Annotated in this window: 20 protein-coding genes; 4 read left to right on the top strand and 16 right to left on the bottom strand. The window is 64.8% G+C overall.

Going from position 1 to position 13638, the window contains the following annotated elements:
* Window positions 1–298: 298 nt before the first annotated feature.
* The 7 genes from Q0964_RS03750 to Q0964_RS03720 form a co-directional block, all read right to left on the bottom strand.
* Window positions 299–526, bottom strand: coding sequence for a DUF6199 family natural product biosynthesis protein (locus Q0964_RS03750; protein WP_299263563.1), 228 nt, complete (start codon window positions 524–526; stop codon window positions 299–301).
* Window positions 526–1326 carry a M48 family metallopeptidase gene (locus Q0964_RS03745; RefSeq protein WP_349254428.1) on the bottom strand — a complete coding sequence of 267 codons (801 nt, stop codon included), beginning with the start codon at window positions 1324–1326 and terminating at the stop codon, window positions 526–528. The genes Q0964_RS03750 and Q0964_RS03745 overlap by 1 nt, the downstream gene beginning before the upstream one ends.
* A 135-nt stretch (window positions 1327–1461) precedes the next feature.
* Window positions 1462–2004: a cyclic pyranopterin monophosphate synthase MoaC gene (gene moaC, locus Q0964_RS03740; RefSeq protein WP_299263559.1), complete on the bottom strand. Its 543-nt coding sequence runs from the start codon at window positions 2002–2004 to the stop codon at window positions 1462–1464.
* Window positions 1997–3436: an NAD(P)H-hydrate dehydratase gene (locus Q0964_RS03735; RefSeq protein ID WP_299263557.1), complete on the bottom strand. Its 1440-nt coding sequence runs from the start codon at window positions 3434–3436 to the stop codon at window positions 1997–1999. The genes moaC and Q0964_RS03735 overlap by 8 nt, the downstream gene beginning before the upstream one ends.
* 42 nt (window positions 3437–3478) lie before the next feature.
* The gene (locus Q0964_RS03730; RefSeq protein ID WP_299263555.1) at window positions 3479–3946 is read right to left on the bottom strand and encodes a hypothetical protein; all 468 of its coding nucleotides are present in this window, start codon (window positions 3944–3946) and stop codon (window positions 3479–3481) included.
* 120 nt (window positions 3947–4066) lie between these two features.
* A complete protein-coding gene (locus Q0964_RS03725; RefSeq protein WP_299263553.1) occupies window positions 4067–4345 on the bottom strand; it encodes an acylphosphatase in 279 nt (92 codons plus the stop codon).
* A 36-nt stretch (window positions 4346–4381) separates the two neighbouring features.
* Window positions 4382–5290, bottom strand: a complete 909-nt coding sequence (locus tag Q0964_RS03720; RefSeq protein WP_299263551.1) for a DNA-3-methyladenine glycosylase family protein — start codon at window positions 5288–5290, stop codon at window positions 4382–4384.
* Between the two features lie 142 nt (window positions 5291–5432).
* On the opposite strand from Q0964_RS03720, the gene Q0964_RS03715 reads away from it, so the two are divergent.
* Entirely contained in the window at window positions 5433–5930 is a 498-nt protein-coding gene (locus tag Q0964_RS03715) for a DUF555 domain-containing protein (protein WP_299263549.1), read from the top strand.
* A 101-nt stretch (window positions 5931–6031) separates the two neighbouring features.
* Here Q0964_RS03715 and Q0964_RS03710 read toward each other — a convergent pair whose 3' ends face one another.
* On the bottom strand, window positions 6032–6268 hold the full coding sequence (locus Q0964_RS03710) for a UPF0058 family protein (protein ID WP_299263547.1): 237 nt from the start codon (window positions 6266–6268) through the stop codon (window positions 6032–6034).
* 222 nt (window positions 6269–6490) lie between these two features.
* Here Q0964_RS03710 and Q0964_RS03705 point away from each other — a divergent pair, with 222 nt between their 5' ends.
* Entirely contained in the window at window positions 6491–6895 is a 405-nt protein-coding gene (locus tag Q0964_RS03705) for a translation initiation factor IF-2 subunit beta (protein ID WP_299263545.1), read from the top strand.
* Here Q0964_RS03705 and Q0964_RS03700 read toward each other — a convergent pair.
* From Q0964_RS03700 to Q0964_RS03675, 6 genes are all read right to left on the bottom strand, one after another.
* On the bottom strand, window positions 6892–7071 hold the full coding sequence (locus tag Q0964_RS03700) for a DUF7836 family putative zinc-binding protein (RefSeq protein WP_299263543.1): 180 nt from the start codon (window positions 7069–7071) through the stop codon (window positions 6892–6894). The two genes, Q0964_RS03705 and Q0964_RS03700, sit on opposite strands and share 4 nt — an antisense overlap.
* Window positions 7072–7154: 83 nt before the next feature.
* Entirely contained in the window at window positions 7155–8135 is a 981-nt protein-coding gene (locus Q0964_RS03695; protein WP_299263541.1) for a transcription initiation factor IIB, read from the bottom strand.
* A gap of 228 nt (window positions 8136–8363) precedes the next feature.
* Complete coding sequence (locus tag Q0964_RS03690) at window positions 8364–9173, bottom strand: DUF4397 domain-containing protein (RefSeq protein ID WP_299263539.1); 810 nt, start codon at window positions 9171–9173, stop codon at window positions 8364–8366.
* A gap of 120 nt (window positions 9174–9293) precedes the next feature.
* Window positions 9294–9596 carry a DUF8036 family membrane protein gene (locus Q0964_RS03685; RefSeq protein WP_299263537.1) on the bottom strand — a complete coding sequence of 101 codons (303 nt, stop codon included), beginning with the start codon at window positions 9594–9596 and terminating at the stop codon, window positions 9294–9296.
* Window positions 9597–9650: 54 nt separating this feature from the next.
* Window positions 9651–9926, bottom strand: coding sequence for an ArsR/SmtB family transcription factor (locus Q0964_RS03680; RefSeq protein WP_299263567.1), 276 nt, complete (start codon window positions 9924–9926; stop codon window positions 9651–9653).
* A gap of 479 nt (window positions 9927–10405) precedes the next feature.
* Complete coding sequence (locus Q0964_RS03675; protein WP_299263535.1) at window positions 10406–10687, bottom strand: DUF357 domain-containing protein; 282 nt, start codon at window positions 10685–10687, stop codon at window positions 10406–10408.
* Window positions 10688–10807: 120 nt separating this feature from the next.
* On the opposite strand from Q0964_RS03675, the gene Q0964_RS03670 reads away from it, so the two are divergent.
* Both Q0964_RS03670 and Q0964_RS03665 read left to right on the top strand, forming a co-directional pair.
* Complete coding sequence (locus Q0964_RS03670; RefSeq protein ID WP_299263533.1) at window positions 10808–11860, top strand: NAD(P)/FAD-dependent oxidoreductase; 1053 nt, start codon at window positions 10808–10810, stop codon at window positions 11858–11860.
* A 239-nt stretch (window positions 11861–12099) separates the two neighbouring features.
* Window positions 12100–12390, top strand: a complete 291-nt coding sequence (locus Q0964_RS03665; RefSeq protein ID WP_299263531.1) for a DUF7545 family protein — start codon at window positions 12100–12102, stop codon at window positions 12388–12390.
* Between the two features lie 28 nt (window positions 12391–12418).
* Here the strand turns inward: Q0964_RS03665 and Q0964_RS03660 are convergent, their stop codons facing one another.
* Both Q0964_RS03660 and Q0964_RS18560 read right to left on the bottom strand, forming a co-directional pair.
* A complete protein-coding gene (locus Q0964_RS03660; protein ID WP_299263529.1) occupies window positions 12419–13081 on the bottom strand; it encodes a 2,5-diamino-6-(ribosylamino)-4(3H)-pyrimidinone 5'-phosphate reductase in 663 nt (220 codons plus the stop codon).
* A 31-nt stretch (window positions 13082–13112) separates the two neighbouring features.
* A complete protein-coding gene (locus Q0964_RS18560; protein ID WP_422653634.1) occupies window positions 13113–13517 on the bottom strand; it encodes a DUF7513 family protein in 405 nt (134 codons plus the stop codon).
* Window positions 13518–13638: the final 121 nt, after the last annotated feature.

Genomic DNA, 13638 nt, shown 5'->3' with positions numbered 1-13638 from the left:
AGAGAGGCGGTCGAACCGCGGCTGTGTCTCGGGGTGTTCGTCCTCGGAAAACCGTTCATCGCTGACACTCAGAATCGGTATCCGCCTGCCGAATTTGTACTGCCCGGCGACGAACGGGGCGGTCAGCCCGGCCAGCACCGGCAGGTCTGCTAGTGGTTCGAAAACCATCACCAGCCCGAATAAAACGCGAACAACACCACGCCGGAGACGGCCATCCGGACTCTCAATCCAGAACGGTTTGTACTGACTGTACACGCACAAAAAGTACCGTCGAGTTTGGCAACGCGAACCGCAGCGGTCACACCACCGTGTAGGCGAAGTAGCCGCCGCCCGCCAGGAGTAGAATACCGACGACGCGGACGACCCACTTCCACTTTTCTGGGACCGCATCGTCGCCGTACTCTCCGTGTCGTCCCCCAGGCACCCGGCCGGCGGTGTTGATACGGACAACTGCACCTGGGAACGCCAGACAGACGAGGCCGAGTCCGACGCCCAGGACGGCGGACAGCAGTTCCCGACTGACCATCAGTTGCGCAGACGGTCGATGCGCTTCTCGGTCGGCGGGTGCGTCGAGAACAGTTTGGCGAGGCCGATCGGCCGGCCGAAGATACAGAGTGCGTTGACCTGCTCGTCGACGGCCGAGTCGCTGGCGCGTTCGTTGCCCGCCGAAATCTTCTCCAGAGCACGGGCCAGCGGCTCGCCGCGACCGATAGCGTCGGCGGCGTCACCGTCCGCGACGTACTCGCGGTACCGTGAGATAGCCATCACGAAGATCATCACGAGCATCTGGACAATCTGGCCGACGATGATCGCCAGGAAGAAGTCCGCGATGTCGTTGTCTCCAGTCAGGAGGACGATGTACTGGGCGACGATGGCAACCACCGATGCCACGCCCTGTCCGAGCACCATCATCACCACGTCGCGGTTGCGGATGTGCGCGAGTTCGTGTGCCAGCACGCCCTCCAGTTCGTCGTGGTCGAGCAACTGGATCAGTTCCGTCGAGACCACGACGATGCCGGCTTTCTTTCGGCCGACGGCGAAGGCGTTGGGAACACCCATGTCGGCGTACATCAGCCGGGGTTTCTCGATGCCCATGTCACGGCTGAGTTGCTCGACGCTCCGGTGTACCTCCCGGAATCGGTCCTCCGGCATGTCTTCGGCACCGACGCTTTTCAGCGCGGCCCACTTCCCGACTTTGTACTGGATGCCGATGAGGACGACGCTCCCGATCAGGACGATCGGTAGCACGCCAGAGCCGAACACGAAAATCGCGGCGGCAGCCGCGACGGCGTAGAGAGCGAACAGGATCGAACCGACGATCACCATCCGTACTTTGAGTCCGAGGTTGCGCATTGCTGTACCGACAGTTGGCTATTCTCGGACTTATGCTTCGCGGTTACCCCGGCAACCACAAAGTACTCCAAGCGTCAGAAACGGGGGTCGTCGACGCCTCGACGCCTCTCAGTGCTCTCGCTTTCGTTTCTCGACGACTGACACGTCTTCGATCGCCGTGTCGGGGTACTGCCCGTCGGCGTCCTTCTCGGCGGCCTTGACCATGTCCCAGACGACGTTGAGGCCGGTCGTCACGCCCTCGAGGGCCTCCATCTCACAGCCAGTTTTACCCGTTGTCTCGACGGCGACCGTCGCGGTCACCCGGTCTTCGCGCACGTCGAACTCGCAATCGACGTTCGTGATCGGGATCTGGTGGCACATCGGGATCGTCTCCCAGGTGTGTTTGACTGCCTGGACCGCACCGATCCGGGCCGTCGCGAGGACGTCGCCTTTCTCGACCTGGTCGTCGCGGATCGCCTCGACCGTCGAGGGCTTGAGGGTGATTTCGCCGCGGGCGACCGCCCGGCGCTCGGTGTCCGGCTTGTCGCCCACGTCGACCATCTGCACGTCGCCCTCGTCGTCGGTGTGGGTCAACTCGTCGCTACCCCCGACGGCCGTCGCGCCGACCTCGTCAAGTGGCTCCTCGGTCCCGTCGCCGGAGCCGTCACTCATCCGCATCACCCCACAGGGCCGTCGGTAGTGCGTCCACGAGGTCGGTGGCGACGAACCCGCGGCCGGACTCGTCGGCGGCCACATCGCCGGCTCGGCCGTTGGCGTAGGCGGCGATAGCAGCTGCGTGGGTCGGTTCCTGTGTGGCCAGGAGCGCGCCCGCAGCCCCTGCCAACACGTCGCCGGTGCCACCGACCGTCATCCCGGGATTGCCCGTCCGGTTGACGCGTGTCCCCTCGCCGTCGCTGATCACGTCGTATGCTCCTTTTACCAGCAGCGTGGCGTCGAGGTCGGCGGCGGAGTCCGCGACCAGATTCGCGCGTTCCTCCCAGTCCGTGTCCGTCTCACCACCCATCGCCCGGAGTTCGCCCTGGTGGGGGGTACAGAGCAGGGTCGCGTCGGTGTCGGCGTCCGGGACGACCTGCAGGGCGTCGGCGTCGACTACCGCTCGCCCGTCGAACTCGCCGAGGAACTCCCGCACTGCTTCGAGCGTCCCCGTCGCGTTCCCGAGACCAGGGCCGATCACCACCACGTCATGTTCGACGGCCCGGTCGAGCAACTGGTCGACGTGGTTCGGTTCGAGCAGGTCGCCGGTGAACGGCCGGGCGATGATCCCTTCGGAGAAGCTCTGGACCTCGCGGGCGACCGAGGACGGGCAGGCGACCCGCACGAGGTCGGCTCCGGCCCGGAACGCAGCCTGTGCCGAGAGCGCCGGCGCGCCGGTGTAGGGCCCCCCGCCGATTACCAGCAACTCGCCGTGGTCGCCCTTGTGGCTCCGTGGCTCCCGGGAGAGTCTGAGGAGGTCGCCACGCTCGACGAACCGTTCGGCCGCCTCCGGAATGCCGATGTCCGCGACCGTCACCGCGGCGTCCAGCTCCGTCAGCCCGGGCTTGTCGTCGTGGAAGGTCACCACGTGGTCGGCGTCGACGGCAGCGCCCGCCGACTCGCCGGTGTTGGCGTCGACCCCCGACGGGACGTCGACGGCGACGACCGTGGCGTTCGTCTCGGCGACCCGCTCGGCGGCGGTCGCTTCCGGCTCCCGTAACGCGCCCGTGACGCCCGTGCCAAGCATCGCGTCGACGACCAGGTCCGGTTCACCCAGATCGAGTCCGGCCGAGTCGCGGACCTCACGGGCGTCGATGTCGGCCCGCTGGAGTGCGTCCCAGTTCTCCCGGGCGATGTCGGTCGTGATCGTCTCGGCGCGACCGAGGAGGTGGACGGTCACGTCGTATCTTTTCAGGAACCGGGCAGCGACGAGCGCGTCGCCGCCGTTGTTCCCGCGGCCGGCGACGAGCGCGACGTCGCTTCCCGGCGCTGCCAGCTCCCGGACGACCCGGGCGACGGCGTTGCCGCTCGACTCCATCAGCTGTTTCCGCGGGACACCCAGCGCGGCGGCGTTCTCGTCGAGGACGGCCTGGTCCTGAACGCGCATCATACAACTCCGTACGTCATCCGCTGTTATCAAAGGTCGTTCCATCTACGACATCCGGCGCATTCCATACCGGGGCTGTAATCCAAACAGGAATACGACCACCGTCAGTGCCCACGCAACCGTCGAACCTGCCCCGATCCCCAGATCGAATGCATCGTTCGCGCTCCCGAGGCTGTATTTGAAGACGGCCGCGATTCCCACGCTATCGACAAACGCGAGATAGCTGAGTGGAATCGGCTCGATCTCCGATTCGTCGACCGCTCCGGATCTGACTGCCCCTGCGTAGTTCTGGACCGATCGAGCGAAACCGATAGTTCGTTCCGTCGGGGTCGTCCCGACGGCGATTATCAGTACGACCGTCCGATCGAAAAGGGGAGCGCCGGTGTAGGCCGGGCGACCGACGACAATCGCCGCAGCGGCAGTCGTGATCAGCAGTAGTGGAATCGTCAGCACGGTCTGGCCGACGATTTTCAGTCCTGCACAGGCGACCTCACGCTCGGCGATCCAGATCACGATCCAACGTCGAGAGGACCACGGCTGGAGTTCTGCCGCCAACGACTGTAGCGATGGGTTGAGAGCGATGTACAGGATACAGAGCGCGATCACTGCGCCCGCGAGTCGTATCCGACCACCTCACCACTTCACCTCGAAGCCGTCCAGCCCTTCTGGCGCCTCGTACTCGACGGCCACCTCGTCGACCCGTGCCCGCGGACTCCCGTCGTGACACCACTCGACTAGCGTCTCCACGTCGCTCTCGGGACCCTCGAAGACGCCCTCGACTCGACCGTCGTCCAGGTTGCGGACCCAACCGTCGACGCCCTGTTCACGGGCGGCATCGCGTGTGTTCGCCCGGTAGTAGACCCCCTGCACTTTGCCGGTGACGTGGACGTGTGCACGGATGCGTTCGCTCATGCACGTCTATTCTCCCGCCGCGAAAGAAAACCTTGGTTACTCGCCACCGTTGCGGAGGTAATGAAACACGTACGTCTGGGCGTAGCCGGCGTACTCGCCGCCCAGGGCCGCACGAATCGCCCGCGAGGTTTCGGCGTACGACCCCCGCTCGCAGTCAGGGTAGTACTCCTCGATAGTCGTTCGAATCCAGGTGTCCAGCGGGACCGCCTCCAGAAAGCCGAGCGAAAACAGCAACACGCAGTCGGCGACCTTCTCGCCGACGCCGACGAACCGCGTGAGCGACTCCCGGGCATCCTCGTACGCCAGGTCTCGCGCCTCGTTCGGACGGGCCTCCCCGTCAGCGACCATCTCAGCGCTCCGCTTGACGTACGGCGCGCGGTATCCAAGGCCGACATCGCGGAGTTTCGCCTCCGTGGCGTCGGCCAGCGCGTCGGGCGTCGGATAGGTGTGGTACGTCTCACCGTCGAACGCGACCTGCTCGCCGAATTCGCGGCGGAGCGCCATCTGCATGCCGTGGATGCGACCGACCCGCATCTGGGCCGAACAGATAAACGAAACGAGTGCGCCGAGCGGTGGGTCCCGGACCAGACGCATGCCGCGGTACGCCTCAAACGCCTCCCGGAGGAGGCGGTCGTCCGGGGTGACGCTGCGGATGGCGCCGAGGTCGTCGTCGAGACGGAGCAGGTGACGGAGGTGTGGCTCGGCGTCGATACGAGACTCCCACTCTAGCGTACTGTCGGTCTGGCGGACGCGGAGAACGGCGGGTTCGCCCCGGTCCCCCGGGCGGACCGTGGTCCAGTACCAGGCGTCGCCGCCGTGTGCCCGTTCCTCTTCGTACGTGGTGCCGTCCTCTCGCGCCCAGAGATACGACTGGCCACTCTCGACGGTCGACTGGAGGTCGACGCCACCGGCCAGGGTCGTCGCGTCGATACGGCCCCGTTGCATCGTCGAGTCGGAGGGACCGAAGCCGTTTGGAGGTTTCGAGTTCGAACCACACGACGCGGCGGCCCCCTGGAGCCAGGCAAGGTAGCAAATACCGCGTGAACGGACACCAATCTTCTTACGGTTGGACAATTAACAGCAAATCATGAACTGCAGAGTCGTCGTCGAGGCCGCAGTTCCGGTCTACGACGTGGAAACACCGGACGAAGCGGTCCGAATCGCTATCTCGAAAACCGGCGAGATGCTCAATCCCGACCTCAACTACGTCGAGATTAATATGGGACAACGTTCCTGTCCGCACTGTGGGGAGGAGCAGGAACCGGCGTTCATCGCCGCAGACGAGAGTCTGGTCGCCCTCGAACTGGAGATGACCGTGTTCAACGTCGAGCGGGAGGAACACGCCGCCCGGATCGCTCGCAAAGAGATCGGCCAGCGTCTGGAGAACATCCCGCTCGACGTTCTCGAAATCGAGCCGATCGACGAGGAGTCAGAGGACGACGACACGGCAGAGACGGAAGACGAGACGGCGGAGAGAGAGGCCGAGACCACGATCGACGAGATCACGTCGGACACGGAGACCGGAGAGCGGGAGGAAGAAGACGGCGAAGTGCTGCCGGAGTTCGAGGAACTCATCGACGAGTAACGCTGCCTTCGACGGATTTCCAGCTACTCGGGCACGTGACGGGACGACCCGTGGCCAGTGCTGTCCGTGTACGGGTCGTCGCGAGAACGGAGAGAGACTGTTCAGTCGGCAGCGGCTGGAACCTGTTCGGACTTCTCTTCGCCCATTTCCGAGGTGATGCCCCCGGCCAGCGCGAAGACGGCGTCCTTGTGGTCGTCCTTGGACATGTGGATCGAGGTCGGCTGAACGCTTACACGCTCGTACTCGTCGTGCTCGACGTCGTTCCCTGTTTTTTCTTCGTAGTGGTTCTGCACCTGTGCAAGCAGGCCGTGAAGATGGATGAGCTCCTGCTTTTTCATAGTCACCAATTCGTAACATCTGAAGAGTTATAGTACTACTCTGAGTCTCGTTAACATACGGCCCTGCGGTAGCGCCGTCCATGCACGGGTTTTCAAATATTTTGCAGCCGGGACGGAACCAGTAACGAGTTGTTTACTCTCCGACAATGAGTGTATTTTTGTGTTCGACGCTGGCGCGCGCTCGGCTGAAAGGTTTTTGACTCGCGCACGGCAACCCCGGATATGGACTACGAGGACCAACTCGACCGGGCGATGGAACGGACACCCGACATCGAGGGGAGCAGCGACCGGTTCGACGTCCCCGAACCGGAGGTCCGCCAGGAGGGGAACATGGCCGTCTACGAGAACTATCAGGACACGACAACACGTCTGGGGCGCGAGGACGACCACGTCATGAAACACCTGCAGAACGACCTCGGGACCAGCGGACACATCGACGAGAGCGGGCGTGCGCGACTGACGGGGGAGTTCGGTCAGCGTCGCATCCAGGAGGCACTCGACGAGTACGTCGACGAGTTCGTCCTCTGCTCGGAGTGTGGACTGCCAGATACGAACCTCGAACGCGAACGTGGGGCACTGGTCCTACGGTGTGAGGCCTGTGGCGCGATTTCTGCCACGAGCGGCTAACCCAGTGTTTTCAGTGTCTCCAAGTCGTGCTCCGTGCGCGTGAACTCCGCGAGTCGCCGACTCGCGCGGCAGTTCGGGCAGTGAAACGTCCGCTTGTGCGGGGGGAGGTCCTTCGGAGACGACTCCCATTCCTTCTTACACTCGGGGCAGAGCAACCGGACGTAGGTCTCGGTCATATGTGACCTGTTGACAAGCGGCAGGGGCAAAAAAGTTGCCGCTGGTTCGCACGCTGTGTCTGCCCCAGGAGCGAAACGGCCGTTCAGGCCGCCGTCAGGTCGTGTTCGGCTTCCAGCAGTTCCTTGTACCGATTACGGATAGTTACCTCGGAGATGCTGGCGACCTCGGAGACTTCCGACTGGGTCACCTTCTCGTTGGTGAGCAGCGAGGCGGCGTAGACGGCGGCGGCCGCCAGACCGACCGGTGACTTCCCGGATAGTAGACCGGTTTCGCGGGCGCTGTCGAGTAGCTCCCGTGCGCGACGCTCCGTCTCGTCCGAGAGGTCGAGGTCGGACGCGAACCGTGGAACGTAGCTCTCGGGGTCGGCGGGCTGGATTTCGAGGTTCAGTTCGCGGACGATGTAGCGGTACGTCCGGGTCATCTCCATCTCACCGACCCGGGAGACCGTGATCATCTCGTCGATGCTCCGGGGGGTGTTGGCCTGGCGGGCCGCCGCGTACAGCGCCGCGGTGGCGACGCCCTCGATGGAACGGCCAGGCAGGAGGTCCTCGTCCAGCGCGCGTCGGTAGATGACGCTGGCGGTCTCGCGGACGTTCTTTGGGAGGCCGAGCGCGGAGGCCATGCGGTCGATCTCGCCCAGTGCCTGCTTGAGGTTGCGCTCCTTGGAGTCGCGGGTCCGGAACCGCTCGTTCCAGGTGCGCAGCCGCTGCATCTTCTCCCGCTGGCTCGAGGACAGGGAGTTTCCGTAGGCGTCCTTGTCCTGCCAGCCGATGTTGGTCGACAGCCCCTTGTCGTGCATCATGTTCGTGGTCGGGGCGCCAACGCGGGACTTCTCGTCGCGTTCGCTGGCGTCGAACGCCCGCCACTCCGGCCCGCGGTCGATTTCGTCCTCCTCGACGACCAAGCCGCAGTCCTCACAGACCGTCTCGCCGTGTTCCGTGTCGTTCACGAGATTCCCACCACACTCCGGGCAGGTCGTGGTCGACTCGGTCTCACTGGTTTCGTCTGTGACCTCTTCGTCTGTGCGTTCATTCGGTATCGTCCGGGTTGTAGTGTCGCTCATGGGGGATTTACGCTGGGTTGCCGGCGGCAGAAGCAATAAGAAGTTGCCGGCGACTTCCTAACCTACCGTAAGTGCGAAAACCTTATAAATTTTTCCCTGTTTCGAGCCCGCGGTTGCGGCCGTGTGGGCATCGTTACCGTGGTTTTGTCGGGCGGTTTTGCTCGGGTCAGTATCGCTGATAGGTCGTCCGGTTATCGATGCGTGGACCTGAGTGTGGCGGCGCGTGCGCTACATCGACCCGGTGTCCTGCGCGAGGACCAACTGGAAGGCCTCGTCACCGGGTTCGTCGTCCGGTGACAGGTAGCCGGCGGCGAAGACAGTGTAACCGGTCTCGCCGTTCACCGAGATATCCCGTTCCAGAACGACGTCTCCGTCGTTGGTGTCGGTTTCGGGCCGGACCTGAACGGTGTAGTCGTTAGCTGCGACGGTCGCCGTTGCCGTCTCACCGAAGGCGACGTCGTCGAAGATTGCGCTCCCGGTCGCGCTGACGGTGACATCGACTGCCGGGGCGTCCGGCGATGCGTGGACCAGACGGACGCGTGACTCGCCGCTGCCGGGCGCACTGGTGTCGTCCTCCAGCACGAGCGGCGAGAACGCCTCCCCATCCTCGGCCAGTTCACCGGCGGCGGCGATGGTGTAGTCGGTCGCGGCGAGTTCAAGATCCTGTTCGAAAACGGAGGTGCTCATGTCGCCGGCCGCGGTGATCTCGACGGTGTGGGTTCCAGCCGAGAGTTCGAGATAGCCGCTCACGTCGGTAAAGGCCACGTCCTCGAGGACGGCCGACCCGTCGACGTACACGTCGACGTTGGGCGCGTCGGGTGAGAGGTGCGCCACGCGAACCATGGCGGTGCCGTCCATACCGGAATCCGTCGTCTCCTCGTCCATTCCCTCGGTCATCTCGTTGTCCTCGGTCATCGTGTCTGTGTCCGCCTCCGTGGGCGTCTCCCCGGAATCGCCGCCCTGGCTACACCCCGCCAGGCCGACCGCGACGGTTCCACCGAGTGCTGCGATGACGCGTCGGCGTGTTCTGTCTGCCATCACCAGAGGAGAGCGAAGACACATAAAAATGGATTTGCCGGAAATCCACCGCACTCTCACCCAAATTCGTGCCGAAACCGTCGGGAACGACAGAGAAGTGGACACTGCGTGCAGAGTGGCTCAGTCGAACGCCGACCAGGTGAGCACGACCAGAGCGCCGAGCTCCAGCACCTGCACGAACATCATCGCGCGGCCGGCGACGGGCGCGGCGTTGTTCAGCAGCGTCGCGACCTGAGGGTCGAGGACGTAGTAGTAGAACGCGAGAGCGTTCTCCGCGAGCAGGAGGGCGGCAAACAACGAGAGCGCAAGCGCGTGTTTCGAGCGGAACTGCCGATAGTTACGACCCCAGATCACGAGCAGGGCCACGAGCAGAACGATGTTCACCGCGGTAGCAGCGCCCGCCGCCGTCAACCAGACTCCCATCTGTTCCTCCGTTCGTCCCGTCGGTGAATATACTCTTTCCCAAATCCGGCCATACTAATCGACCTCCGCGATAATTTCCTCGACAGTGTCCCAGTGGTGGCGCGCCCGGTCGGTCAGAAGGTAGACCGCGCCGTAGTCGTCACCGCTTTTCTCTACGACACCGTTGTCCGTCAGCACGTCCAGATGGTGGCGGACGGTTTTGTAGTCCAGGTCCAGTTCCTCCGCCAACTGATTCGCGTTCCGTGGACGGGCCTCTATCGTCTGGAGGATGCGTGCCCGGTTCGCACCGCCACGCGTCCCAGTCAGCACGTACCACAGAACACCCTCCATTCCCTCAGGCAAAGTGCCCCCACGCGTGTTAATAATACCGACACGCGCCGGCCTCGCCCGAGAAGAGCCCGACCGGGACCGCATACCACCCGCGCTTTTTCGACCGAACCGGTCAGACAGCGATGCCACGTCCGCTGCCAGCACCACGTCGAACGCCCGCCCGTCGGTGTCTTCGGGTGGTTCGAGGAGGCCGACCGCGAGGGCAGTGTAGGTCGCACCGACTTCGGTATCGTCTTCCCCGTCTTCGTCGTCGCCGAATCGCGCGCTCGCGGTCCCGGTGAGACCTGTAACAGCTGCCGTTCCTGTGCCCATCCACCGCAGTGTCTCGCGCCGTGTCTGCTACATCTGAATCCCGGGCCGAGTCCGATTCGTGTCGGACAGTCACTACTTTCTCGATGCTCACCAACATTCCGCTCGGATGGACCAGAAGACTACTTCGGGTTGGTGCCCGCTCGGTGCCTGGCTGTCGTGGGATGTCGTCACACCGTGAATAGGTGTCCCTCCTCAGGCACGTCGAAGAGGCCGATCCGTGCGCCGGCATCGAGCCAGGCGTGACCGTAGGAGAACGCGGCGAGAGCGTTGACGGGGTCGTCGTCCCGGAAGTGACGGCCGTCTTCGAGATACGAACGAGCCATCTCCTCGCACTCGGCGGCGGCCTCGCCCAGCGGCGAATCCGGTGGGGCGGTCACCTCCGCAGCGGCGAGCGCTTCGGCCAAGAGGTCTTCGTAGCGGTCGGTCTTCTCGTCGAGATCGGCGGGCATGTTCAACCTATCTCGGCGTCCGGTCCTAAGGGTGTCGCCGTGTCCGGGAACCGGGACGGCCGTGTCCGGGCTACACAGGACAGCGTAGAGTTAATACGCGGCCCTCGACTATCTTTTCGTATGACTGACGAAGCTGTCGAACACCGGAGACTCATCATCGCTGGCTCGGGAATTGCGGGCCTGAGCGCCGCGATCTATGCAGCTCGATCGAACAACGACCCGCTCGTTCTGGAGGGCGGTGAGCCGGGCGGGCAACTCACGCTGACTACCGACGTGGCCAATTACCCCGGCTTTCCCGACGGGATCAGTGGCCCCGATCTGGTGAACAACATGAAAGAACAGGCCAGACAGTTCGGCACTGAGATCGACCATGGGGTCGTCACCGAGGTGGAAGCCGACGACCGACCGTTCCGCGTCGAACTGCGCGACGGGACGGTTTACACCTGCGACGGGCTGATCGCCGCGTCGGGCGCGAGCGCCCGCACCCTGGGAATCCCCGGCGAGGACGAACTCATGGGCTTCGGCGTCTCGACCTGTGCGACCTGCGACGGCGCGTTCTTCCGCGGCGAGGACATGCTGGTGGTCGGCGGCGGTGACGCCGCGATGGAGGAGGCCAACTTCCTCACGAAGTTCGCCGATACCGTCTACATCGCCCACCGGCGCGAGAACTTCCGCGCCGAAGACTACTGGGTCGACCGTATCCACGAGAAAGTCGACGACGGCGAGGTAAAGATCCTGAAGAACACCGAAGCCGTCGAGATTCACGGCACCGAGGAAGACGGCGTCGACCACGTGGACCTGGTGCGTCATCACGAGGGCCACCCGACCAACAAGCTCGACGACCCCGGCACCGAGCAGCTGCAACTCGACGTCGGCGCAGTGTTCCTCGCCATCGGCCACACGCCCAACACGGAGTATCTCGACGGCACGAGCGTCGAGATGGACGACGCCGGCTACCTCCAGACACAGGGCGGTGACGGCGGCGGCCAGACGAAAACTGCCATCGAAGGCATCTTCGGCGCTGGCGACGTGGTGGACCACCACTACCAGCAGGCCGCGACCGCAGGCGGCATGGGCGTGAAGGCCGCGCTCGACGCCGACGACTATCTCGAAGAGGCAGTGACGGCGGCGCCGGCCGAGGCCGAAAGCGCGAGCGCCGAAGCCGACGACTGACGGGCGTTAGGCGGTGTCTTTTTTCCCGGCTCCTCCCCGTCGCGGAGCAGGCGGTGGTCGTACCAGAACACGGGGTAACGACGAGCGTGGAGGCGACCCGGACCGCGTGTCCGGCACCCCTCGGCGCGACCCCCGAGTGCCGGGACACGGGCCCGAGGACCGCGACTGCCGGGGGGAGATACGCTAGAGCGGCGTACTCAACCCAACAGATGCTTTAGCACGCTCTGCCAATGGAAGCTATGGCAGGTCAGGACACTACGACGCTCACGATAGAGACGGAGACTGGAACAAGCGACGAACTCGAGGTCCCGACTGGACTGCTCGAGATGCTCCGTGAGGACGCGAAGACGGACCCGGAAATCGTCGGCGACATCGCGATGATCGGGATGGCCCAGCGCATCCACGGCGCGATCCACCACGCGGAAGGTGAACCCGGCGAAGACGTAGCAGCCGCCGAACACGTGACGATGGACCTGTTCGAGGAGCGGTTCGGGCAGACGTTCGCCGACATGACCGGTCACGACCACTGAGCGGCCGGGCTTCGACGGCAATCGCCTCTCAACGCACGGCCCACTCGAGCAGTGCGCCCGCGTCCAGTCGCTCGACCGACCGGAGTTCCAGTTCCGGGAAGTCCCCGGTGAAACCGTCACCGTCGGCCAGCGTCGGGGCGTCGCGGCCACCGATGAGCTTCGGGCCGACGAACACCGAGAGTTCGTCGACCAGTCCCGTCTCGAACAGCGAGAAGATGAGTTCGCCGCCGCCTTCGACCATCAGCTGCTCGACCCCGTCACCCTCCAGTTTTCCGAGGGCGGTCGTCAGGTTCACGCGGTCCTCGCCGGTGGCGATGACGGTCGCGCCGACGTCTTCCATCTGCTCGACGAAGTCCGTCGGCGCAGCCTGACTAACCAGCAGATAACTGTGGGCCGCGTCGTTCAGAACCGTGGCGTCCGGCGTCGTCCGGACTCGGGAGTCGGCCACGACGCGCGCAGGGTTCTTCGGCTCGCCGCGCTCCCGGCGTGCCTGCCTGCGTTCCTCGCTGTCGATGGTCAGCGACGGGTCGTCGGCCAGCACCGTGCCGACACCGACCATCACTGCGTCGCTCTCTGCTCGCAGCCGGTCGACCCGGGCGAAGTCGTCGGGCCCGCTAATCTCGATCTGTGTCCGCTCCCGCGAGGAGAGCTTGCCGTCGGCACTCATCGCGGCGTTGACGACTACGTGCATACCCTCCGTTCCGGGGGCGTAGACAATTCGCTTACGGAACAGCAGACAGACAGGTCGGCTCCTGCGGAGGTCCGGGCCACCCGTGGTGACGCTGACGGTGGTCTCGATACGTCACCTCCGCAGCAGCCCCGTCCCGAGAGTCCTGCTGGTCGAACAAGGCGCGTGACCGTCTGCGTCCCGCCCGCACAGAGCTGGCCGACCCGAGCGAGGCGCCGCAGAACGTCGCGGTCCCGAGGGCATCCAACAGTTCCGCCTCGCCCCGGTGGGTATCGTCGTCGAACGCCGTGACACGGACGCGAACCGTGATGTCGGCCGGCATTACCTCGATCTTATTCCGTTCGAGCCGTGCGTCACCGATTCTGCGGACGCTGGCGTCGCCGTCGCTGCCGGTAACGCAGGCAACGAGTTCCCCTCCCGGCTGGTGCCACGGGGTCACCGCCGTCTCTCTGTGCCATCGAGGGTCGTCCTCGGACCGCCGACGCGGGCCTGACGGTCGGTGCGGGTCGGGCGCAGAGCAGCCGAGGGCCGGGGCCGCACCCGGGCACGCCACGATTTTT

The sequence above is a fragment of the Halorientalis sp. genome, from assembly GCF_028275115.1.
In the GTDB taxonomy this organism is placed as follows: domain Archaea; phylum Halobacteriota; class Halobacteria; order Halobacteriales; family Haloarculaceae; genus Halorientalis.
Note: the sequence above shows the minus strand (reverse complement) of the source record. Positions and strands in the feature narration are given on the sequence as shown.